Source organism: Candidatus Hydrogenedentota bacterium (genome assembly GCA_035450225.1).
GTDB lineage: Bacteria > Hydrogenedentota > Hydrogenedentia > Hydrogenedentales > SLHB01 > DSVR01.
The window spans coordinates 1-23788 of the sequence record DAOTMJ010000052.1; the positions used below are offsets into that span (position 1 = coordinate 1).

Here is a 23788-nt window from a genome sequence, read left to right on the forward strand (position 1 = left end):
GTATGCCCGGTGGTGTGAGAGGGGGAGAGGGGCAACCCCCCCCCCTACTCGATTAGCTCTTGGACAAATGCCCGAAACGTAGTATTGCCCGCTGTGACGGGCGATGAACAACCTACCCATTTCGACCAGTCGCTGCACCTCCTGCGGATCACGAGCCGTACCGAGGGTCTTGACCACGCGGTAGCCGCCGAATATGTCGATCGCCTGCACACTGACTGACCCGGACGGGTTGGGCTTCTTACGCACAAACATGCGACCTGTGTACACCCGGGACACCCAAATCGGGAATGGCCGCCTTGTGAAATAACGACTTACAGCGAAATCTAAGCGCGGCGTTGAACTCAGGTCTTCTGCTCAGCGACACTATGCATGGCAAAATGACATAACGTCGTTCCGATTATCCAACGGCGACGACTGTGCCGGTCCGCGCCGCCGTGATGAGCGCATCGAGCGCGGCCATGTTGGCCACGGCATCCTCGATGGGCCACCGGGGCGCCGTGCCCGTCCGGACGGCATTTGCAAAGTCTTCGACCTCGAGTTGAAAGCGGTTTGCGCCGGGTGTTTCGATACGTTCCGTGGCGCCTTCCCGGCACAGGATGAACTCCGCGCGCCGGTTGCCGGGGTTCCACGGCGATTCCATCACGATGGCGCCCCTTGTGCCGGTAATTTCCGCGCGGACGCGCTCGAAACATTCGATGCTGCATTCAATTTGCGCGAGCAGTCCGTTGGGGAACTCGAGCATGCCGATAAGCGTGTTGTCAACCGCGCCGCCGCGCATCATCGCGCTTGCCCGCACCGGTTCACATCCGGCCACGAGCCTCGACAAATTCACGGGGTAGCATCCGACGTCGAGCAGCGCGCCGCCCGCCAAGTCAGGCGACGCGACAATGCTGGACGGATCGTCAAGAAAGAACGAAAAAACGCCATGAATGCCGATCACCTCGCCGATGGCGCCTTCATCCAGGCATGCACGCACACGGGCGTACATGGGATGATAGCGGTACATGAACGCTTCCATGACGGGCAGGCCGGTCCGGTCGCGCGCGCGCAGGATTTCGCGCGCCTCGGCGGCGTTGGCCGTCAACGGTTTCTCGCACAGCACGGGCAGGCCGGCTTCCAGCGAACGAATCGTCCATTCCGCATGCAGACTGTTTGGCAGGGGGATGTAGACGGCGTCCACCACGCCCGAACGCAGCAGTTCATCATAAGAACCGAACGCATGCGGCACATCGAAACGATCCGCCCATGCCTTGGCCTTGGCCGCATCCCGGCTCGCGATCGCCGTCAAATGGCTGTTCGAACTGAGGCGGATGCCTTCGGCCAGCGATTCCGCAATCGCCGCCGTTCCCAATATGCCCCAGCGAACCAATGCCATGTCGTATCCCCGTTCGGCCGGATCAGCCTATGCCCGCGTGATACTCCTGAAGCGAACGCACCTGCTGTTTTTCCTGCCGATATGCCGCGATGCCGCGTGCCGCGGCGATGGCCGCCGCCGTGGTCGTGATATAGGGAATTTTGTGTTTGATGGCCGCCTTGCGGATATAGGAGTCGTCGTCCGTTCCATACTTGCCGTTCGGCGTGTTGATTACGAGTTGTATTTCCCCGTTCCGCAGCGCGTCGAGCAGGTGCGGACGGTCCTCGTGAAGTTTCGCGATCGGTTCGGACTTGATCCCGTTGGCCGAGAGAAAGGCATGTGTTCCGCTGGTGGCCCGAATGCGGAAACCAAGGCTTTGTAGTTGCCGCGCCGCCTCGAGAATGCCCGGCTTGTCGCGATCCGTCACGGTGATCAACACGCAACCCTCCGAGGGCAGGCGCGACTGCGTGGCTTCTTCGGCCTTGTAGAAGGCCAAGCCGAAGGAATCCGCCATGCCGAGGACCTCGCCCGTCGAACGCATTTCGGGTCCCAGCACCGGATCCACCTCCGGGAACATGTTGAAGGGGAACACCGCTTCCTTCACGCCAAAATGGGGGACCGCCTTTTGTTTGAGGTCGAGATCCGCCAATTTTTCGCCCAGCATCAACCGGGTCGCGATGTTCACCATCGAGATATTGCACACCTTCGACACCAGCGGGACGGTGCGCGAGGCGCGCGGATTGGCTTCCAGGATATAGACCGTGTCGTTGTAGATGGCGTATTGGATATTCATCAACCCAATCACGTTCAAATCCATGGCAATCTGCCGGGTATAGCGGCAGATGGTGTCAATGTGCTTTGCGGGGATGCTGATGGGCGGGATCACACAGGCCGAATCGCCTGAATGAATGCCCGCCAGTTCGATGTGCTCCATGACGGTCGGGACAAAGGCGTCCGTTCCGTCCGCGATGGCGTCCGCCTCGCACTCGATGGCGTTTTCGAGAAACTTGTCAATCAGGATCGGCCGTTCCGGCGTTACGCCGACCGCCGCCGACACATAGTGGCGCAGCATGGCCTCGTCGTAAACGATCTCCATTCCGCGCCCGCCCAGCACATACGAGGGCCGCACCATCAGCGGATAACCGATTTCCCCGGCGATGGACAAGGCTTCCTCGACGTTGCTGGCCATGCCGGATTCGGGTTGCGGAATGCCCAGACGCCGAATGACCTTCCGGAAACGGTCGCGATCTTCCGCAAGATCTATCGTTTCCCACGACGTGCCGAGAATCCGCACGCCGGCCTCCGCGAGTTCCCGGGCGATGTTCAGCGGCGTCTGGCCGCCAAACTGCACGATGATCCCTTCCGGTTTTTCCTTCTCGTAAATGCTCAACACGTCTTCCACGGTCAACGGCTCGAAATACAGCCGGTTCGACGTGTCGTAGTCCGTCGAGACGGTTTCCGGATTGCAGTTGACCATGATGGACTCGATGCCTTGATCGCGCAGGGCAAAGGCCGCATGCACGCAACAGTAGTCGAATTCGATGCCCTGGCCGATGCGGTTCGGTCCGCCGCCCAGCACCATGATCTTCCGCGCCGGATTGGACGCAACCTTGTCCGGGCCGTTGTAGGTGGAATAGTAATACGCGGCATTTTCCACGCCGCTGACCGGCAGGATGTCCCATGACTCCACGACGCCGAGTCCAATGCGCTGCCGGCGCAGATCCGCTTCCGGAAGTCCCAGAATTTGCGCGAGATACTTGTCCGAAAAGCCGTCCTTTTTCGCTTGAACAAGCAGGTCGTCCGGCAGACCCTTGCCCTTGAAGGCCAGCATCTTTTCCTCGAGTTCGACCAGTTCCTTCATCTGTTCGATGAACCACGCCTTGATGTGTGTTTTTGCATGGAGATCCCTGACCGTGGCGCCCTTGCGCAGCGCCTCGTACATGATGAACTGGCGCTCGCTGCTGGCGAAGGCCAGCATGCGCATGAGTTCGTCGAGGGGTTTCTTGTTGAAATCCTTCGCGAAACCGAGTCCATACCGGCCGTTTTCGATCGATCGAATGGCCTTCTGGAAGGCCTCCTTGTACGTCTTGCCGATGCTCATGGCCTCGCCGACCGCCCGCATCTGGGTGCCGAGTTTGTCCTCGACCCCCTTGAATTTCTCGAAGGCCCAGCGACAGAACTTTACGACCACGTAATCGCCCCACGGCGCGTATTTGTCAAGCGTTCCCTCCCGCCAGTAGGGGATTTCGTCCAGCGTGACGCCGCCCGCGAGCATGGACGACACCATCGCGATGGGGAATCCGGTCGCCTTCGAGGCCAGGGCCGACGACCGCGACGTTCTCGGATTGATTTCGATCACGACGACGCGGCCGGTTTTTGGATCGTGCGCAAACTGGATGTTCGTGCCGCCGATGACCTGGATGGCCTCGACGATGTCGTAGGAATATTTTTGCAGCCGTTGTTGCAGTTCGGGCGCAATCGTCAGCATCGGCGCCACGCAGTACGAATCGCCCGTGTGCACGCCCATGGCGTCCACGTTTTCGATGAAGCACACCGTGATCATCTGGTTCTTGGAATCGCGCACGACTTCGAGCTCGAGTTCTTCCCAGCCCAAGACCGATTCCTCGACCAGAATTTGACCCACAAGGCTTGCCGAAATGCCACGCGCGGCGATTACCCGAAGTTCCTCGACGTTGTAGACCAGCCCGCCGCCCGTGCCGCCCATGGTATACGCGGGGCGAATCACCACCGGATAACCCAGACGATCCGCGATGCGTTCCGCCTCCTCGACGCTGTACGCCAGTTCGCTTTGGGGCATTTCAATGCCCAAGCGGTTCATGGTGTCTTTGAACGCCTGCCGGTCTTCCCCGCGCTCGATGGCGTCTACTTGGACGCCGATGACCTTGACGCCGTATTTGTCCAGGACGCCCGCCTTGTACAATTCCGCCGAGAGATTCAAGCCCGACTGGCCGCCCAGGTTTGGCAGCAGCGCGTCCGGGCGTTCCTTTTCGATGATTTCCGTCATGCGCGCCAGATTCAGCGGCTCGATATAGGTCGCGTCCGCCATGCCCGGATCCGTCATGATCGTCGCCGGATTCGAATTGACCAGCACGATCTCGTAACCGAGTTTGCGAAGCGCCTTGCACGCTTGGGTTCCCGAATAGTCGAATTCGCAGGCCTGCCCGATGACAATGGGGCCTGAACCGATAATCATGACTTTTTTGATGTCGTCCCTGCGGGGCATACTGGTTCCCTTTCTCGTTGCATTTCCATGGTCGAATACACGCATGGACACACGAATAGAACCATGCGTGGACATGCTTCAGCCCTCTGCCGGCTTCATGCAAGGCGGTACACTACCACAACGAGCAGGTTCGGGACTACTTTCCCCAAAGCGGTTCCCGGCGTTGTGGCAAGGGAATCGGATCCCGTGGAAATTACCGTTTCCGCGTATCCTCGACGATTTTCATCAGCCTGCGGCCGTATTCAACGTACGACTCGTAGAGATGTTGTTCGGTGTCGGCCTTTTGGCCTGTGTGAATGACCGCGGCCAAGTGCGGCTCGATCGAAAATCCGCCGTCGTATCCTTTTGCGAGCAGGTCGCGTACGATCTCCTTGACGTATCCGTCGCCCTCGCCGCAGTACGTGTAGACTTCCTTGTCCTCCACGATGCGCGCGTCCTTGATGTGGACGTACACGATGTCCTTGTAGACGGCTTGGTAGTAGTCCCAGGAGTTCTGCCGGTAGGTCGGCGGATTGCCCGTGTCGAAGACGACCTTCAGCGCCGGGCTGTTGACTTCGCCGAGCAGGATATTGCTGTTTTCCGCCGAGAGGCCGCCCCAACCGCTGCAGTTTTCGTGCGCCAGCGTGACGCCGCCGTCTTCGGCGATCTTCGCGAGCGTCTTCATGCGGCGGATGGCCTCCCTGCGCCATTCCGGTTCCGGCAACGGGTGGTCCTTGTCGTTTGGATAACTCATGACGCGGATGAATGGCGTGCCGAACCGGTGCATGCGCGGGATCGCGCGTTTCAGATCCTCGATGTCTATGTTCGGATCGCAGGTAATCGGGCGCGCCCAGTTCGCGATGGCGCTGGCGAAGCACGACACATTCATCCCCGCTGCCGTCACCTTCTCGAACACCGCGTCGAACGCTGCGTCCGGCAGCATCGTCAGGTTCTGCCCGTCAATCATGCGCAGTTCGAGATGCGTCCAGCCCAGTTCGCGATGCGCCTTGATCTGGTTGTCAATGCCTTGTCCCGCTTCATCCGAAATACCCGAAAAAAACATGCGTGATCCTTTCATTTCCAACGTCGGGCGACAGGCCGGGGCGCGCGCTAAACGCCCTGCGCATTCCCGGCCGCGTTCATTCCTTCCTCATCAATCCAAAATCATCTGACCAGCGACTTGTCTACGCGGTCGCGTATTTCCCTGCCCGTCAACGCCTCCACCAATTCGAGACCAAACGCCAGGGCCGTGCCGGGTCCACGCGAGGTAATGACATTTCCGTCGCGCTCGACCGCCGCGCCCGTGTAGGTCACGCCGGGCAATTCCATCTTGTCGAGCACGCCGGGGTAGCTGGTCGCGCGTTTGCCGGCCAGCACGCCCGCCTTTCCGAGCACGGCGGGCGCCGCGCAAATGGCGCACACCCATTGGCCCGCCGCCGCCATGCGTTGGACAAGCGAGATGATGCGCTCGTCGTTCGCCAGATTGTCCGTGCCCGGCTGGCCGCCCGGCAGCGCGATCATGTCGAACGGCTTTTTGATCGCCTCCTCCAATAAAACGTCGGGGATCAGCACCGTGCCCCGGCTGGCCTTGACCGGTTCGCGATCCAGCCCGGCGGTGGTCACTTCGACGCCCGCCCGGCGCAGCAAATCAATGATCGTGACCGCTTCCATTTCCTCGCATCCCTGCGCCAGCGGAATCAATGCGTATTTGTTCATGGCTCGAGTTCCCTCACGAAACGTTTTGCACCCCGGAATGTCCGTCGCCGTTTTTTCCCGCCTTGGTTTTGGGGGACGGCGTCTTGAACAATCCGTCCAGCATCGCCCGTGTTTTCGCTGTCTTCGCTTTCCCGAAAAACCGGCGCGCATACGACTGAAACGACCGTAGCCGCTTCGCGCTTGCCTTGTCGAGCCGAAGCAGCAACGCACGGCATCCGGGACGCTCCCGGTCGGGCGCGTCCTCCACGATTTGGACCAGGTAACGCCGCAAGACGACCACGTCGTGCCATTCGCCCAAACGGTCCTGGGCCGCCTTCAATTCGTCTATGAAACGTTCCAACAGACTATGGGCTTCAGAGGACGCATTGCAACTTTTCGATTCCGGCTGTCCGGCGTCCACGATCGTGCATTTCCGGTAAATTTCGCAGGTGTAGCGTAGTTTCTTGAAGGCAATCCGTAGCCGATGAAGCGTTTCCTCGGAAGGATGGGCGAGCCACGCGAGGTAGGTTTCGATCACCGATTCATAGCGACGGCCCATGCGCCGGGAGGCGCGTTTGGGACCATACGGCGCATGGGAACCGCGGACCTCGGACAATTCCGTGAAAATCCGGGCGAATCGCTCGCCGGCCAACAATCTTGCCGCGCGTTGAACCGCGGACGATTCGGTGGCCCGCATTTCCTCGAGCGAACGCAGGGTGTAAAGGCTCGAAACGGCGGATTTCGGACAGACGACCGCCGCGGAATCCTTTTCCCGCGCGTCGCGCACATCCAGCACGGTTTTCAGCAACTCGAGGCAAACGTCCAACTCGCGCGCGCGACCCAATCCACGGCCAATTGTCCCGAGCAAACCGGCGGCGCGTTTGACGCGTCCCGACGGAAACCATCGGCCCTGTTCCGACAGCAGCGCACGCAACCGCCGCGTGGCTACCCGGACGTCGTGGATGGCGTCGGGATCTTCAAGCGCCAGTTTCTCCTGTTTCCGTCGCATTTCGCGCAATTGCGCCTTAAGATACGCTTTCACCGGTGAAAAACCCGGATCCGACATTCGCGCGCCCACTCGGTATCTCCCTGATTCGCCCATGGCCCAAGAAACGCGGGACGATACGCCGTGCGCATCCGCTTGACGCGCCCAAACGCGCAAGCGGACGGCCCGTTACTTGCCGCCAACCGACAGCGTAAACAGTATATCCATTTTCGGGGAAAAAGTCAGCATTTTTTCGCGCGCGGGCGCCGCGAACTCAGCCCATTTTTGCAACGCGCCGGCAATGGCGTTCACCGCCGCTGAAGGGAGTTTCAAGGAATACATCAAGAATCGCGATGCATTCGTCCAGCGTCAGTACACGGCGGCCCAGGCACAACACATTCGCATCGTTGTGCTCGCGGGCGAGCCTCGCCATCGTTTCATTGGCGCAAACGGCCGCGCGTATGCCGGCGTTCCGGTTGGCGGCGATGCCCATGCCGATGCCGGTGCCGCACACGAGCACCCCCATGTCCGCCTCTCCATCGAGAATGGCATCGCATACGTTGCGGGCGAAATCCGGGTAGTCCACCGATTCCGGACCGTTCGTGCCGCAATCCACGACCGCATGGCCCCGCGCCTCGATATACGCCGTAATCGCGGGTTTATAAGGTGTTTCGCCCTCGTAGGCCGCATGATCGCTTCCAACCGCGATGCGCATCTCAGTTCCTCCTTCAATGGCCGTCACCATGCCAAGAGATGTCGGGACGCATGAACCAACTCGGCGCAACGGCCCGCGGCGCCCCAATTCATTGAGGCGCACACAATGGCAGTCAATCCGAATGGGAATTCGGCGTTAGGTTATCGAACGCGAAGAAACACAATCTTTCTCCGTCCGTTGTCAAAGTTTCCACATTTGTTGTGGTCGTTTCCACTTTTTGGGCGGGGCGCGGAATTTGCGCGCCAACCGGTCAAACAGGTACGGTATGCGCGGGTTGACGGGCAACCGAAAAAGGAACGACGAGGATGTTGATTTCAAGAAGTGGCATGTGTTCGGGAATCAATTCGGGCATTGCCTTCATGGCCGGCCTTTTGGCGTGCGCGCCGGGGATGGCGGCGGATTCATCGGATATCCGTTGGGATTTGGAGGAGGGCCGGTGGAGCGCGGAACGCGCCAATCGCTGGTATGCGGAACAACCCTGGCCGGCCGGCGCCAATTTTGTGCCCAGCACCGCGTCGAATCAATTCGAAATGTGGCAGGCGGATACATGGGACCCGGCGACGATCGATCGCGAATTGGGCTGGGCGGCGGGGATCGGCTTCAATGTGATGCGCGTGTACCTCCACGACATGGCGTGGTCGGACGACGCCCGGGGATTCGAGAAGCGTATGGCGGAGTACCTGGACATTGCCGGCAAGCACGGCATCAAGACGGTTTTCGTGCTGTTCGACTGCGTGTGGGATCCGTATCCAAAGACAGGCCCGCAGAAGGAGCCGGTTCCCGGCGTGCACAACTCGCGATGGGTCCAGAGTCCGCACGTGGACATCCAGAAGGATCCCGCCCGTTACGGCGAACTCAAGCCGTATCTGACCGCCATCTTGTCGCGCTTCAAGGACGACCGCCGCGTGCTTGCGTGGGATCTGATGAACGAGCCGGGCAATCCCGTGCCGCAATACGAGGACAACTGGAAGCAGGAAGATCGGGAAGCCGCGCATCTTGCCCTATTGAATCTGCTGTTTGACTGGGGTCGCGAGATCAATCCTTCCCAGCCGCTGACCGCCGGCGTTTGGGTGCAGGTCGGGCGGCGCACTCATCCTGTGGCGCCGCTGGACAAGGTCATGCTCGAACGGTCCGACATCATCACCTTCCACACCTACGAGCCGTTGCCGGCGGCAAAGACCGCCGTGGCGTGGCTGAAAAAGGCCGGGCGCCCGATTATATGCACCGAATACATGTCGCGCGGCTCCGGAAGCACCTTTGAAACCATCATGCCCTTTTTCAAGGGAGAAAACGTGGGCGCCATCAACTGGGGACTCGTCAGCGGCCGATCGCAAACCATCTACCCTTGGAGTTCCTGGGAAAAGCCCCTGAAGGAAGAGCCGAACCCGTGGTTCCACGACGTGTTCCGCAAGGACGGGACCCCCTATTCGGCGGGCGAAATTGCGTTGATCCGGAATCTTACCGGCGCGGGGCGGTGAAAGCGCCGCATCTGCGCGCCGCGTGTTTCGTTTCGTTGCGGTTTTCCTGAGAGCGTGTTTCAAAAGTAACATGTACTCTTTATGTAAGACAGACTGTCTAGTCTGTCCTTGTGTGAACCGAGAAAAAGGCATTGAAACAGGCTGGACAGTCTGTTCCATTACCTTTTGAAACATGCCCTGAAAGGCGGTGCGCACATGAACGGTTCAGAAACATGCACGCAGTGCCCGGTCTGCGGGGGAACGCCGCGCGTGGCGTTTGCCCTGCGCGACGGACGGCGCGAAATGCGTTGTTGCGGATGCGGGTTATTCTTCTACTGGCCGCTGCCGTCCGAATCCGAACAGAAAGCCTTTTACGATGCGCAATGGGCCGAGGAATCGAGCGAATACCACGCGCATTACGACGATGCGGCGCTCGAAGACGAGAATCTGAGAAACAACTTCATTCCCCGCCTCGAACTACTGGCAAACCGGGGGTTTTCCGGAAATCTTCTCGATGTCGGGTGTTCGGTCGGCACCTTCCTGCGCGCCGCCAAGGAACGCGGATGGAATGTGCAGGGAATCGATCTGGGCGAGGCGGCCTGTGCGCGGACGGCGGCGGCCATCGGATGTCCGGTGCATTGCGGCGTGCTGGAAGAAGCCGCCCTGCCCGGCGCGTCCTTCGACGTAATCCACGCATCGCAGGTCATCGAGCATGTAATGGAGCCGAAACGGTTTCTCAGCGCGGCGCGGCGGTTGTTACGTCCGGGCGGCGCGCTGCTGCTGGCCGCGCCGATCATCGCCCCGAGCGTGTACCGGACCACCCATTTCGTGCAAAAAACGGTCGTGCCGGCCGTGTCGCGCGGGCGCGAATATCCGTATCCATGGGCGATTCACCACCCCTTCCATGTCTATGCGCACAGCCCGGCATCCCTGCGGCTGCTGGTTGAATCGTCGGGATTTCGAATTGTCCATGTGCGTGTCGTGCGCTGGCAGTCCTTTGCGCGATTGAACGTGAAGTGGCGCGTTTTCTACCGTTTGATGAACGGCCTTTTCCGCGTGTTGCGGACCGGCATGAACATGGACATCCTTGCGGTGAAGACGTGACCGGCTTCGACCTTTCATCCTGAGATCGCGTATTGTAGGCGACATTCTTGCCCAAATTATGGACAAAAGGGACATTAGGGCCCCCGCGGACTTCACGCGGGCGGCGAAACACCGTACAGGGCCCTATAGCCCACAAAGTCCGGCTTGTCCATGTGGCAAGCCGAAATTTTTGGTGTCCGTCACCGGTTTTGGGCGCATCCCTTCATCCGGTGTTTCAATCTGTTGTAAGATAGCCGCATCCGGTTGACAGAGGTAGACAATGAGCGGATTGCGGGTTGTGCTTGTAAATATCGGGCGCAGGGGATCCTATCGCCTGGTTTCGCCGCCGTTGGGGCTGCTGTACCTTGCCGCGTATGCGCGCCGGGAGGCCGGCGCGGACGTTGTTATCGTCGATCAGCGGGTGGACGATTTTTCCGACGAGGAAACGGTTGGGCGCATTGTGGCCGCGCGTCCCGATGTGGTCGGCTTCACGTGTTTTACGTCGCACGCGCATTTGCTTGGCGGGTTTACGCGCGCGATACGGGACGCATTGCCGCGCGCCTTGATTGTGTTGGGCGGCCCGCACGTCACGGCGATGGGGAGGGAGTCCCTTGAGGGAAACGCGGGCGACGCGGCGGTCGCGGGCGAAGGCGAAATCAGTTTGGCGCGGATCGTGCAAGCGCGCGCAAACGGGGAGGGCTTCGCCGATATTCCCGGCCTTTTCTGGCGGACCCCTGACGGAACCATTGCCTGCAATCCGGGCGAGGCGCCGGTTGTGAACGATCTGGACACGCTTCCATTTCCGGCCTACGACTTGATAGACGTGCGCAAATACTGGAAACATTGGTCGCAATCCGTCATGCCGCCGCCGAGGCGGTTTGTCGCGATGTTCAGCAGCCGGGGCTGTCCCTATCGCTGCATCTATTGCCACAACGTGTTTGGAAAACGTTTTCGGGCACATTCCGCCGAGCGGATCGTCGAGGAAATAGCCCATTACCAAAGCGTGTTCGGCATAGACGAGATCGAAATCTTCGACGATATTTTCAATTTCGATGCCGGCCGCGTGATTGCGTTCAGCGATCTCATGCGGCAACGGGGGCTGCGCATCAAGATTGCCCTGCCGAACAGCGTGCGCACGGACATCCTGACGCGGGAAACGATCGACGCGCTGGTGGACGCCGGCTTGTATATCGCCGCATTCGCGCTCGAATCGGGATCGCCGCGCGTCCAGGAGTACATCGGCAAACGCCTGAACATTTCCCGCTATTTGGACGCCGTCGAGATGGCTGTCAAGCGCGGCGTTTTCGCGTACGGTTTCCAGATGTTCGGTTTTCCGACCGAAACGCTTGAAGAGGCGCGGCAAACGATAGACGTGGCGTGCGAATCGCGCCTGCACGCGGCGCTGTTCTATCGCGTCATGCCTTATCCGAATACGGAGTTGTACAACATCGTGAAACGCGACCGGCCCGACAAGTTGGCGCGGGTGGATTTCGCGGAAACGGACTACACCTACAAGCCGATTGTCAATTTGTCCGATATCCCCGACGAGGCGCTCGACCGCTGCATACGGCGCGGAACGCTGCGGTTCTATGGCAACCCCAAGCGCCTGTTTCGCATAGTGCGCGACTATCCGCGTCGCCTGCAACTGCCCCTTTACGCGCCGCGGATTTTATATCTCGCGTTGAACCGGACGGCCGCGCGGGCGGCCTCCAAGGCGGCCCGCGCGTGAACGCCGAGCACGGGGATCGGAAATGGGCAGTGCTTTCCTGCCTGGCTGCCGGCCTGACCGTGTTTCTTGCGTGCGGCTATTTGTATGTCCATGCGTCGCGCGCCGCGTCCGGCGTCGCATGGACGGATAATTTCGATTCGTTGCGCGATGTCGGAATGGCCCACGCCATTCTGAACGGCCGTTACCCGGAAGATCCGGCCTATGCCGGGGAAACGCTTTGGTACAATCCGCTGATTGCGGCATGCGTCGCGTTCGGATCATGGGCCACGGGCGCGGATCCCGTTGACGCGGATATCCGGCTGGGGCCTTTGCTGAATCTGCTTGTGCCGGCGGCCTTCTTTGTGTTGTCGGCCTATTGGTTCGGGCCGTGGGTGGCGCTGGCCGGGACGGCGTACCTGCTGTTCGGAAGGCCGGCGACGAAGCCGGTATGGATGGCCGCCACGTATTCACCCACGCTGCTGGCCGGCAATTTCACCCTGTCCCTTTTTTTCCTGACCTTGCTGGCCTACACGCGGTTCCTTCGCGTGGGCGGAATGCGCTGGCGCATGATTACGGGTGTTTTGTGGGGGACGACGTTTATCGGGCACACGGCGCCGGCGGTCGTTCTGGGCTTTGTCCTGACGCTGTCCGAAGCCGTTCGCTGGCATGGCTTGTCGAGGCAGGGTGCGCTGTGGAGGGGAATCCGGGAATACGCGGGGATGATCCTCGTGGCGTTCACGGCCAGCCTGCCCTACACATACTCGATAATCTGGAATTACCGTTTTCATATTCTCAACAGTTGGCCGACGCGGTACACCGATCCGTATATCGAACTAAAGCGGCTGCCGGCCTTCCTGCGGGAGTGCATGACTCCGTCCACCTTCTTTGCCGCGATTGGACTGCTCCTCCTGCTGCGCGGGTTGCGCCGCCGCGCGGAAAACAGGATGGCCGTGCTGTGGTGGGCGGGAGGCATCGGCTTTCTGGCCTATTCGTACATGGTTCAAATCGTCAACGAAAACTGGCAGGTCTATATCGGCCAGATTGTGCCGGGCCATCACGCCATGTTGTTCATCTCCGCCGCGAAAGCGCTTCTGCTCGGTTGCGGGATCGTCACCGGGACAAGCGGGATCCTTTCGGCGGCATACGATGCGCTATCCATGGAAAATTCCATGCGGAGCCGCCGCGGCCTGTTGCATTTTGGCGGGGGGGTGGCGGCCTTTGCAGCCTTCGCCGTTCTCGCCGCGGGATACCGTGAAGGCTCGGAATACGGCGTCATGAAATATTCGGAATCTTTCCGCGCCGCGCACGGGGACACCCGTGCGGTTTATGACTGGATAACGACGAACACGAAACCAGACGATGCGTTTTTGTGCGAATGGGACGTGGCGGCCCGGCTGATCAACGCCACTGGCCGCAAACTGGTCGCCAACATGATCTGGTACTCAAATCTGTATGTGGATTTTCAGCAGCGGATCGAGGAGAAGAACGCGATGTTCGACGCATTGAAAAACCGCGACGAAAAAACGTTCCGGCAACTGGCCGGCAAGCGGAACGTCCGATTCGTACTGCTGCAAAAACGCGAATGTCTGTCCGATCCAAACGGGCATGAAATCGCGAGCGAGGCATGCGACGCCTTGGGGCTTCCGTTTATCGAGCGGGTGTTCGTGGCGGGGCGCTACTCGGTATATCGGGTGCGGGACGGGTGAGTCAGCCGGGGCGGATCGGACCGATTTGACGGATCCGACCGATCCGACGGATCGCTTTTTTGGCATTACAGATGCCAGGGGGCGCGCATGGCGCGGGAAAGCATGCGGTTGGCTTCGTCGTCGGCGATAAATCGTTCCTTGGCGGGATCCCACCTCAGGCGGCGCTTGAGCCGCATGGCAATGTCGGCCAAGTGGCAGATGGTGTCGGATCGGACGGCTTGGTCGATCGGGCAAATCGTTTCGCGGCGCGATCGGACACAATCCAAGAAATTCTGCACGTGGTTGATGCTTTTATACAGGCGCGGTTCGCCGGGATCGAATACCGTGCGCAGGAGTGACTTCGGTTCGGCGTCAATCAGGCCGAGACTGACGAATACCCAGCCCTTGTCGCCCTCGAAACGGACTCCCATGGGATTTTCGACATCGTCGGTGAGATGCATCACGACGCCGTTGGAAAAGGTGTGCCGCGTATTATAGGCGATGGCGCAATCCGTCAGTCCTTCTTCCGGGAAAACGCCCCAGCCCTCGATTTCGACCGGTCCCGTGTGTTCCGTGCCGTTTCCCCATTGGGCGATGTCGGCGAAATGGATGTTTTGGCCGGCCACGAAACCCAGCGTATAGTCCGAGATATGCCACCAGTAGCGATTGACAATCCGGTTCTCGGTGTAGGGCGCAAGGGGCGCCGGACCGAGCCACAGGTCGTAGTCGAGCCATTCGGGCACGGGCATGGGCGGAAAATTCGGCGACCGTTTGCTCGCGTCGAGCGCGACGCGGATGGTGTGCAGCCTGCCGATGCGGCCGTTGCGCACCAGTTCGCACGCAAACCGGAAATTTGCCTCGGACCGATGCTGCGTGCCGAACTGGAAGACATTGCCGCGGGCGTGAATGGCGTCGCGAAGGGCCTTGTCGTGTTCGACGGCAAGCCCCAGCGGTTTTTCGACGTACATGTCCTTGCCGGCCCGGGCCGCTTCCAGCGCAATGGGAACATGCCAATGATCCGGCGTCGCACAATGGATGATGTCCAGGTCCGGTCGCGCAATCAGTTCGCGAAAATCATTGTAGGCGGCGCAGCCTTTTCGTCCACCGGCTTCCTCCACTCTCCGGCGCGCCTCTTCACGTCTCAGGGCGTTCACGTCGCATACGGCGACGACGCGCGCGTCCGGACTGGCCATGAACATTTCCATGACCGCCCGGCCCTGCGGTCCCATGCCCACCGTGCCCACCGTAAGCTTTTCGTTTGCCCCGAACGCCGAAGACGGCACGACATACGGCCCGGCCATGGCCGCGCAGGCGCCTTTCAAAAAGTCGCGCCTTGAAAACGTTTTCTTTTCATTCATGGCTCGGCGCCTAGGTTTGTGTCCGACGAAACATGATCACGGCCAGCGAGAAAAACAGGATGTTGGCCAGCCAGGCCGCCGCGATGGGCGGTAAGCGATCCGCGGCTCCAAGCGCCATGGACAGCCGGAACGCCAGAAGGTAGGCCAGCGCGATGGCCGTGCCCACGCCGAAGCCGATGGCAAGGCCGCCGCGGCGCAGACGCATCGCAAACGGAACCGCCAGCAGCAGCATGACAATGCCCAGAACCGGCTGGGCAATCTTCGCATGCAGTTCCGCGAGCGGACCTGACACGGGTATGCCACGCGCCTGCGCGCGTTCGATGTCGCGCGCCAGTGCCGCGAAAGGCTTGGTTTCCGGCGGCTCGTCGAGCGCGAAAAGGTCTTCCGGCGTTTCTTGGATGGGGGCCGGCTGGAGTGTAATCCGGTTGACAGGTCCCTGCCAGTCGTTTTTCGGGTCAAGCATGAGCCAGCGACCGTCTTCGATCATCCAGCGCCGCGTTTCGTCGTCCCAGTAAATGCGTTTTGCGAGGATCTGCTGGACGCTTTCGGGACGGTTCGAGTGCAGAAACACGTCCTCGCCCGTCAGGGCCGTCTTGTTGAATTTCATGATGTGGCAGGTCCAACCGCCTTCCAGGCTTGGCCAACTAATGCCTTTCCGGCTGTTCTGTTGCGCCCGCGAGAAATAGCGGGACTCGATCTCCCGGGCTTTCCGGTTGGCGGGCGCCCCAAGAATATCCTGCGCTACGAAGAGGATGATGGCAAAAACGACGGCCACGACGAGCGGCCCACGAATCAAGCGGCGCAGGCTGATCCCGCCGGCGAACGCGGCCGTGATTTCGTTGTTCTGGGCGGCTTCCCCCAACACAAGCAGCGTGACCACCAACATCGAGAGGGCGCCTATCTGGTAGGTGTAAAGAATTTGGGGAATATACGCCAGATAATAGGAAAAGACGATCGTCCATGGAATGTCGTACCGCATAATCTGGCCGCGCCGGTGCGTCAGCAGGTCTATCAGGATAAAGATGAAGACAAGGGCGGCGATCGCCTTGACCAGCGTTGCAGCGAGGCGGCGGCCGTAGTATCGGTCAAGCAGCGTCATACACGGTCCACCCGCCAGAGCAATATTGCGCCCACCCCTCCAAGAACAAGGTTCGGCAGCCAGGCGCGCAGCATGTCCATGCTGAGCGGAACCAGCGACTTGGGCATGGCGGCCGTTTGCAGGACATAAAACCCCACGATCAGCAGGCCTCCCATGGCAAATGCGTAGGAGCGGCCCGAACGGTTGGCCCGGGCCCCAATCGGCGCCGCGGCCAGCGTCACCGCCAGGCACGCGAACGGCATCGCGAGCCGTTCGGCGATTTCCCGGCGCAACTTGCGCAGATCGTCCTTGCGCAGTTCGGTCGGGTTTTGGGCGACTTCCGCTTTCAAGGCCTTCTCGCGCTCCAACAGTTGCCGCAGGGTCTGGTCAATCTGCGTCATGGGCCGCTTCTTGGGGATGATTTCCGGCAGGACCAGCCGCATCGAATCGGTCTTGAGGCGTGGGACGTAACCGCTCTCGCCGGGCGGAATCAGATGCACATTGTTCATGGCCAGCACGGATTTTCCGTCTTCCCGAAGGAATTGGGCCGAATCGGCATAATAGGCCGAGGCGCGTCCGCCCTCTTCGGGTTTCAGGATGATGATGTTCTCGTACTTCCGGGTGGCGCGATCGCGCGATCCGATATAGACCCGCCACCCCGCATAATCGTTCACGACACCCGTCGGCAGCACGTCGAGGGTCAGGCGGAGCGGCAATTCGCTGTACAACAGGTCGTACACCTTGCCCACGGCCCACGGCTGGATGCGATCCTGCACAAGAAACGAAACGCCGCTCAGCGCAAAACCCGCCAGAATGACCGGAAGAATAATCCGTTTCAGCGGAATGCCGGCGGTTTTCATGGCGACAATCTCGTTGTTTTGCGCCAATCGTCCAAAGGCCAGCAGAATGCCCAGCATGAAGGTTATCGGCACCATATAGGAGGCCAGCATCGGCAGAAAGAGCAGCGCCAGGCGCGTGACGTCGCCAAGGGTCAACACCGCAATCGGCAGCGCGTCGCTCCGTTCGCGGATCTCGCTGGCGACGCCCACCACCGCGATGGCCGTCAAGGCCAAAATCGCCGGCACGGCGATCTGGCGCAGAATATATCGGTTGATCAGGCTCACTTCCGCTCCCGGATGGACGGTTTGTATCGCATGAACATACGGTATACACTCGATTCCGCGGAATGTAAAGGTGTTCCACGGCATCGGAGGGGCGCCCTGTGCCCAAGGCTGGGGCGCCCGTTTCCGTATAAGTATGCGGAGTAGGCAGCGTGGCGTCAACATCGCCCATCAATGCGATTGTCGTGCTGGGGCCGACCGCGTCGGGCAAGACGCGGCTCGGCGTGCGGATCGCCCATGCGTTCGGCGGCGAAATCGTTTCGGCGGATTCTCGGCAAGTGTACCGGGAACTGAACCTCGGTTCGGGGAAGGATCTCGGCGAATACATGGTTGACGGCGCCGCCATGCCCTACCATCTGATAGATATTGCGGATCTCTCGCAGGAATTCAGCGTCTTCGACTATCAGCAACGTTTCCACGAAACGTTTGCGGCGATACGGGCGCGTGGGGCGTTGCCGGTGGTTGTCGGCGGAACGGGACTCTACCTCGAAGCGGTTCTTGCCCGGTATCGGATGGTTGCCGTGCCGGAGAATCCCGCGTTGCGGGCCGAATTGGCCGGACTCTCCGATGCCTTGCTGCTGGCGCGGCTGGCGGCGTTGAAGCCACGCCTGCACAATACAACGGACCTCGAAACGCGCGAGCGGACCATCCGCGCCATTGAAATCGCCGAATATTCACGCGACCATGATCCTGAACCGGCGCCGGAAATCCGCCCCGTCGTGCTCGGCGCGCTATGGAATCGGGAGGAACTCCGGAATCGGATTCGCCTGCGCCTCGCCGAACGCATCCAGGCAGGCCTGATCGAAGAAGTGCGCGATCTGCATGCCGCCGGCGTGCCGTGGGAACGGCTCGAACGGCTCGGGCTCGAATACCGGTTCATCGCCGAGTATCTCCAAGGTAAAATCACGCGCCGCAACGACCTTGTCCAGAAACTCGGCGCCGCCATAGGCCAGTTTGCCAAGCGACAGGACACTTGGTTTCGCCGGATGGAGCGCAGAGGCTGCGTCATTCACTGGATTCCGCGCGCGGACGCGGAGACGGCGATGGAAATCCTTCATCGGGCGGGCTTACGATCCAACCGATCCGGCGGATCCGACCGATCCGACGAATTGCAGGAACCCCATGACGGCGCTTGAAAAATATCTGGCCCGCCATGCCGATCTGGAACGCTGGCCGCTGGTATCGGGCGATACGGCAGGCATCGCCCAAGCAGTCGTGATTCCCGTCATGGCGGAACGCGACACACTGTTTTCCACGCTCGACAGCCTTGCCGCCGACGATCCGGACGAGTTGGCCCGCACCTTGGTTGTCTGTGTCGTGAACAACCGGCCCGGCGCGGGGTGCATGGAAGAAAACCAGGAGACGCTGCGCCGATTGTGGCCGTTGATGGAGAATGGCGGACCGTTGCGGTTGGCCTGCGTGGACGCCAGTTCGCCGGGGTGCGAATTGCCGGGCGAGGGCGGCGTCGGTCTTGCCCGGAAGATCGGCATGGACCGGGCCCTGGGCCTTCTCGCGCACAACGGTTTCACACGGGGCGCCCTCGTTTGTCTCGACGCCGACACGCGGGTCCAGCCCGGCTACCTTCGCGCGATACGCGAAACGCTGTCGCGCGCGAGCGCGTGGGCCGCCGTCATTGATTATGCGCACCCGATCGAGCTGAGCCCCGCCGAGGCGGCCGCCATCGTATGTTACGAGACCTTTCTGCGCTACCACGTCATGGGTTTGCGCATGGCTGGATCGCCCTACGCATTCCATACCATCGGATCCGCCATGGCATGCCGGGCGGACGCCTACGCGGCGGTGTCGGGCATGAAGCCGCGCCAGGCAGGGGAAGATTTCTACTTTCTTCAGGCGCTCGCGAAGACCGGGCCGGTCGCGCTGATACACGACACGGTTGTCCGGCCTTCCGCGCGCCCGTCGGATCGCGTGCCGTTTGGCACCGGGGCGCGCGTCCGCCGGCATCTGGCTGGAATGGAAGACGAATATCGGTTGTACGATCCGCGCGGGTATCTTTTTCTGCGCGATTGGCTGCTTGGAGTGGAATCGCGTCCCGATGCCGGGCCGGATGTACTGCTGGCGGACGCCGGGCCGCTGCGCGCCTTTCTTGAAGCCCGGCGGTTTGCGGATATCTGGCCGCGGCTGCAGGCAAACAGCCGCGATGCGCGGCAGGCGCTTTGGCAATTCCATCGCTGGTTCGACGGTTTTTCCACGATCAAATGCTTGCATTATCTCCGCGACAACGGATTTCCGCCGGTGAAATCGTTCGATGCGCTTGCCTTTCTGGCTTCGGAAGTGGATTTGCCTCTCCCGGAACTCGGTCCGGGCATCGAACATGACCTGGAACGGCAAAAGGCGGTATTATGGCGTCTGCGGGACTGGGCGGCATCCGATCCGGGACCAAGAGGCATCGCATGAAACGTGCAAGACGAATGAACCACCCCGGATGGCTGATGGTTTTCGCTGCGGCGCTGGCGTGCGCGGTCGGCGCGGGCGCCGCGCGGCAAGGAGTGCGCATGAACGACAGAACGGTTCAAACGGGATTCATCAACCGGAGCGTCTCGGTTGGCGGCGTCGATCGCCGTTATGTCGTGTACGTTCCCCGCGAATACACGCCGGACAAGGCATGGCCGCTGATTTTGTTTTTGCATGGCGCGGGCGAACGCGGCGACGACGGACTGTTGCAGACGGAAGTGGGCATTGGACACGCCATCCGGCTCAATCCGGATCGGTTTCCGTGTCTGGTTGTCATGCCGCAGTGTCCGAAGGATGTCTGGTGGCACGAAGTTCCCGAACACATCGCCGCGGCGCTGGAGGACGCGTTGGAGGCGTATCGCGCGGACCCCGAACGGATCTATCTGACGGGGCTTTCGATGGGCGGATTCGGAACTTGGATTTACGGCGCGGCCCATGTGGACACCTTCGCGGCCTTCATGCCCATTTGCGGCGGCGGAAACCCGGCCGATGCCGCCAAGCTTGCCGCGCGCCCCGTATGGGCCTTTCACGGCGCGGACGACGACACGGTGCCGCCGGAAAAATCGCGCGAAATGGTCGAGGCGGTGCGCAGGGCCGGCGGACATGTTCAATATACGGAGTATCCGGGAACGGGGCACAACTCGTGGGACAACGCCTACGGCGATCCGGCCTCCATCCCGTGGTTGTTGAAACAGCGAAAGCCTGCGGCAGGTGAAGATGGAAGCGGAAATAATCCGAAGAAACCCTGACGCGGCCATGACAATCGAAGATCGCCTACGGCGAATTTCTTTTATCGTGTGCGACGTGGACGGGGTATTGACCGACGGGCTGATCTGGTTCGACGGCGACGGGCGGCCCTTTCGCGCGCTGCACGCCCGCGACGCGACGGCCCTGACGCTCTGGCATCTGTCGGGCGGCCAATCGGCGCTTGTGTCCGGGCTGGGCAGCAAGGCCATCGCCGCCATCGCGGCTCAATGGAAATGTGGCGAAACCCATGAATTCATCCGCGACAAGGCCCGTGTCTGCCGGGAGATTGCCCAACGCCATCGAATCGGACTCGATGAAATGGCGTTTCTCGGCGACGATTTGATTGATGTGCGGGCCATGCAGGCCGTGGGGCTGGCCGTGGCCGTTGCCGATGCGGCGCCCGAAGCCAAGGCCGCCGCCCATCTCTGCACCGAAGCGCCCGGTGGACGCGGCGCATTGCGCGAACTGGTCTATCGCATTCTGAGTGCCCAGGGTAAATGGGCGGCCGCCATCGAACGGTATTGCGATCGAAAAGACGGGGTTCAGTGATGCCCGTTTCGCCGCCTGAACGCGGGTAAACGGCCAACTCCGCGCGGCCCGGTATCCGTGGTATAGTGGATAAGCGCCACGAGAACCCCGTGGCGCAGGCAAGGAGCGAGTAGCCGTGATTCGCGCGCAGGTTGTGTTTATCGGGTGGGCGCTGTCGGCGTTGGCGGCATGGGGAAACGGCGTTTCCGCGGCGGAGATCCCGACGATAGACGCGGAGGGCGAAGCGGTTCGCATTACCCGCGACGCGTTCGGCGTTCCGCATATCGTGGCGCAGACCGTTCGGGGGGCCTATTACGCGATGGGATACGCCGTGGCGCACGATCGCCTGCTCCAATGCGAAAACAACCGGCGGTACGCCACGGGCCGTCTCGCGGAATTGTATGGCGAGACCTACGGATCGCCGGAAAATCCGGAGCCGATTCTGGTAAACGATTTCACGATGCGCCTGATCGGCTATACCCCGGAAGAGCGGCAACTCCTTTTCGATGCGATGCCCGAAGATATCCGCGGGATTTTCCACGCCTACACCGACGGCATCAATGCCCGCATCGCCGAAGTCAACGCCGATCCCGGGAACCTGATGCCGAAACATCTTTACGAAACGGGACAGCCGATTCCACCGTGGACGGCGCTGGATTCGGCTGCCTGCGCCCAGGTCATGCTGCGCCGTTTCGGCCTTCGGGGCGGAATGGAATACGAACGCCTGGACGAGTACAACACGATTGGCGAGGAGGCGTTCAATCGAAAATATCCCATCAACGTCCCGGATGCGCCCACCACGATTCCCCCCGGCGAAGACGGCGGATTTCCCCCCGAAAAAACGGCCGGCCGGCATGGTCTCAAAATTCATCCGCCGGTTGACAAAATGCTGGTGAGCGCCATGAAGCGCGAGCGCGAAGGGTTGTCGCGCGTCGCGGCCCTTGTCCGGTTTCCGCCGTCCATCGGCAGTTACGGCGCCGTCATCGCACCCCCGAAATCGCGCACGGGCCACGCAATGCTGTTCGGATGCCCGCACATGAAAGCCATCCCGGAACCGCAGGCCGTCTGGCCGCAATGCGCGCTCGAGGTGGACATGCACGGGCCGGGCATGCATGCCGCCGGGATCTGTTTCCCCGGCACACCCGGCATCTTTATCGGGCATACCAACCATTTCGCATGGACCATTACGTCGAGCAAGGCGGACAATACCGACACGTATGTCCTTCAACTCGACCCGAACGATGCGACGCGCTATCTGTTCGACGGGGCGTGGCGCCGCCTTGAATCGCGCGAGGAAGTCTTCAAGGTACGCGGCGGCCCCGACCATCGGCAAATCTTCTACCGCGACGTTCATGGTCCCGTGCGGTTTTTCGACACGGCCAACCACCTTGCCTATGCGTGGCGATACACCTTCTGGAAGGCCGAACTGGGCGGCATCGAGGGATTGCTGCGATTTCCGTGCATTCAAAACATCAACGAGTGGCGCGAGGCCGTGGCGAGGGTTCCCGTGTCGCTCAATTTTCTCTACGCGGACATCACCGGGGCTATCGGCTATGTGCTGGCCGGCCGGTACCGCATTTTGCCGGATGGGGCCGACCCGCGCTTGCCTCTGTCGGGGGCCGGCGATCAGGAATGGATCGGATTCCTGCCCTTCGAAAGCCATCCGCAGGCCGCCAATCCCCGTCAGGGCTATTTTGCCAATTTCAACACAAAACCGGCCGTCTGGTGGGACAACGGCGATTACGGCTGGTACAATACCGACGACAACGCGGTTCCGCTCATTCGCATGCTCGACCTTTTTGAAACCCTTTCATACGAACAATTCCGGCTGCTGCCCTACTATATGGGCGTCCATGGCACCTATGAACAGGTCGTTCAACTGCTTCCGCCGTTCGCAATCGCCGAAAACATCGTTCCGCCCGGCCAGAGCGATTTCGTCGGAAAAGACGGCGTTGCCGGACCGCATACCGGGGACCAGCAGGACCTCTACGACAACTGGCAACGAAAACCGTTTTCCTACTATACGGACAGCGACGGGGACGGTTTGTACGATCCGGAGGAAACGATATCCGGAACGAACGGCGCTCTGCCGGACAGCGATGGCGACGGGATAAATGACGGCGACGAAGTGCGCGATCTCGATCTCGATGCGGTGGGCGTACAGAATCCGTTCAATGCCGTGGACCCCGACAGCACCGGCGATGCTTTCTCGCCAGTTCCAGACGGGAAATTGGACGGATTCAACGATTGGGATGGCGATGGAATTTCGAATAAGGTGGAATTCGCAGCCGGAACTAATCCGCTGATTCCAGACCAGACAGGCGAAGGCGAGGGAGAAGGGGAGGGTGAAGGCGAGGGCGAAGGCGAAGGCGAAGGCGAGGGCGAAGGCGAAGGCGAGGGAGAAGGGGAGGGTGAAGGCGAGGGCGAGGGCGAAGGCGAAGGAGATGGGGAAGGTGAAGGAGAAGGGGAGGGTGAAGGCGAAGGCGAAGGCGAGGGTGAAGGCGAAGGCGAAGGCGAGGGCGAGGGCGAAGGCGAAGGCGAGGGCGAAGGCGAAGGCGAAGGCGAGGGCGAAGGCGAAG

The 23788-nt window shown here is 61.0% G+C and carries 18 protein-coding genes; 9 read left to right on the forward strand and 9 right to left on the reverse strand.

Features of this window, described 5'->3' with window-relative positions; genetic code table 11:
* Positions 1-397 precede the first annotated feature (397 nt).
* The 6 genes from P5540_17725 to rpiB all read right to left on the reverse strand — a co-directional run bounded on the left by P5540_17725 (position 398) and on the right by rpiB (position 7972).
* Positions 398-1375 (reverse strand): Gfo/Idh/MocA family oxidoreductase, encoded by a 978-nt coding sequence (locus P5540_17725; GenBank protein HRT66662.1) that lies wholly within the window; start codon positions 1373-1375, stop codon positions 398-400.
* A gap of 22 nt (positions 1376-1397) precedes the next feature.
* Positions 1398-4598 (reverse strand): carbamoyl-phosphate synthase large subunit, encoded by a 3201-nt coding sequence (gene carB, locus P5540_17730; GenBank protein ID HRT66663.1) that lies wholly within the window; start codon positions 4596-4598, stop codon positions 1398-1400.
* Between the two features lie 193 nt (positions 4599-4791).
* A complete protein-coding gene (locus tag P5540_17735; GenBank protein HRT66664.1) occupies positions 4792-5640 on the reverse strand; it encodes a sugar phosphate isomerase/epimerase family protein in 849 nt (282 codons plus the stop codon).
* Positions 5641-5741: 101 nt separating this feature from the next.
* Entirely contained in the window at positions 5742-6293 is a 552-nt protein-coding gene (locus P5540_17740) for a DJ-1/PfpI family protein (GenBank protein ID HRT66665.1), read from the reverse strand.
* Between the two features lie 13 nt (positions 6294-6306).
* Positions 6307-7350: a CHAD domain-containing protein gene (locus P5540_17745; protein ID HRT66666.1), complete on the reverse strand. Its 1044-nt coding sequence runs from the start codon at positions 7348-7350 to the stop codon at positions 6307-6309.
* 181 nt (positions 7351-7531) lie between these two features.
* On the reverse strand, positions 7532-7972 hold the full coding sequence (gene rpiB, locus P5540_17750; GenBank protein HRT66667.1) for a ribose 5-phosphate isomerase B: 441 nt from the start codon (positions 7970-7972) through the stop codon (positions 7532-7534).
* A gap of 305 nt (positions 7973-8277) precedes the next feature.
* On the opposite strand from rpiB, the gene P5540_17755 reads away from it, so the two are divergent.
* From P5540_17755 to P5540_17770, 4 genes are all read left to right on the forward strand, one after another.
* Positions 8278-9450: a cellulase family glycosylhydrolase gene (locus P5540_17755; GenBank protein HRT66668.1), complete on the forward strand. Its 1173-nt coding sequence runs from the start codon at positions 8278-8280 to the stop codon at positions 9448-9450.
* Positions 9451-9645: 195 nt separating this feature from the next.
* The gene (locus P5540_17760) at positions 9646-10533 is read left to right on the forward strand and encodes a methyltransferase domain-containing protein (protein ID HRT66669.1); all 888 of its coding nucleotides are present in this window, start codon (positions 9646-9648) and stop codon (positions 10531-10533) included.
* A 259-nt stretch (positions 10534-10792) separates the two neighbouring features.
* Positions 10793-12241: a radical SAM protein gene (locus P5540_17765; protein HRT66670.1), complete on the forward strand. Its 1449-nt coding sequence runs from the start codon at positions 10793-10795 to the stop codon at positions 12239-12241.
* Complete coding sequence (locus tag P5540_17770; protein HRT66671.1) at positions 12238-13926, forward strand: hypothetical protein; 1689 nt, start codon at positions 12238-12240, stop codon at positions 13924-13926. Before P5540_17765 ends, P5540_17770 begins: the two co-directional genes overlap by 4 nt.
* Before the next feature lie 65 nt (positions 13927-13991).
* On the opposite strand, the gene P5540_17775 is transcribed toward P5540_17770, so the two are convergent.
* The 3 genes from P5540_17775 to P5540_17785 are packed head-to-tail and all read right to left on the reverse strand — an operon-like array spanning position 13992 to position 17549.
* Positions 13992-15263, reverse strand: a complete 1272-nt coding sequence (locus tag P5540_17775; protein HRT66672.1) for a Gfo/Idh/MocA family oxidoreductase — start codon at positions 15261-15263, stop codon at positions 13992-13994.
* A 10-nt stretch (positions 15264-15273) separates the two neighbouring features.
* Positions 15274-16362: an LptF/LptG family permease gene (locus P5540_17780; protein ID HRT66673.1), complete on the reverse strand. Its 1089-nt coding sequence runs from the start codon at positions 16360-16362 to the stop codon at positions 15274-15276.
* Positions 16359-17549, reverse strand: coding sequence for an LptF/LptG family permease (locus P5540_17785; protein ID HRT66674.1), 1191 nt, complete (start codon positions 17547-17549; stop codon positions 16359-16361). The genes P5540_17780 and P5540_17785 overlap by 4 nt, the downstream gene beginning before the upstream one ends.
* Positions 17550-17614: 65 nt before the next feature.
* On the opposite strand from P5540_17785, the gene miaA reads away from it, so the two are divergent.
* The 5 genes from miaA to P5540_17810 form a co-directional block, all read left to right on the forward strand.
* Positions 17615-18598 (forward strand): tRNA (adenosine(37)-N6)-dimethylallyltransferase MiaA, encoded by a 984-nt coding sequence (miaA, locus tag P5540_17790; protein ID HRT66675.1) that lies wholly within the window; start codon positions 17615-17617, stop codon positions 18596-18598.
* Positions 18585-19877 carry a glycosyltransferase family 2 protein gene (locus P5540_17795; protein HRT66676.1) on the forward strand — a complete coding sequence of 431 codons (1293 nt, stop codon included), beginning with the start codon at positions 18585-18587 and terminating at the stop codon, positions 19875-19877. Before miaA ends, P5540_17795 begins: the two co-directional genes overlap by 14 nt.
* Positions 19874-20683, forward strand: coding sequence for a dienelactone hydrolase family protein (locus P5540_17800; protein ID HRT66677.1), 810 nt, complete (start codon positions 19874-19876; stop codon positions 20681-20683). The genes P5540_17795 and P5540_17800 overlap by 4 nt, the downstream gene beginning before the upstream one ends.
* Before the next feature lie 7 nt (positions 20684-20690).
* A complete protein-coding gene (locus P5540_17805) occupies positions 20691-21230 on the forward strand; it encodes an HAD hydrolase family protein (GenBank protein HRT66678.1) in 540 nt (179 codons plus the stop codon).
* 115 nt (positions 21231-21345) lie between these two features.
* The coding region (locus P5540_17810; GenBank protein ID HRT66679.1) for a penicillin acylase family protein at positions 21346-23788 on the forward strand (2443 nt) is incomplete at its 3' end.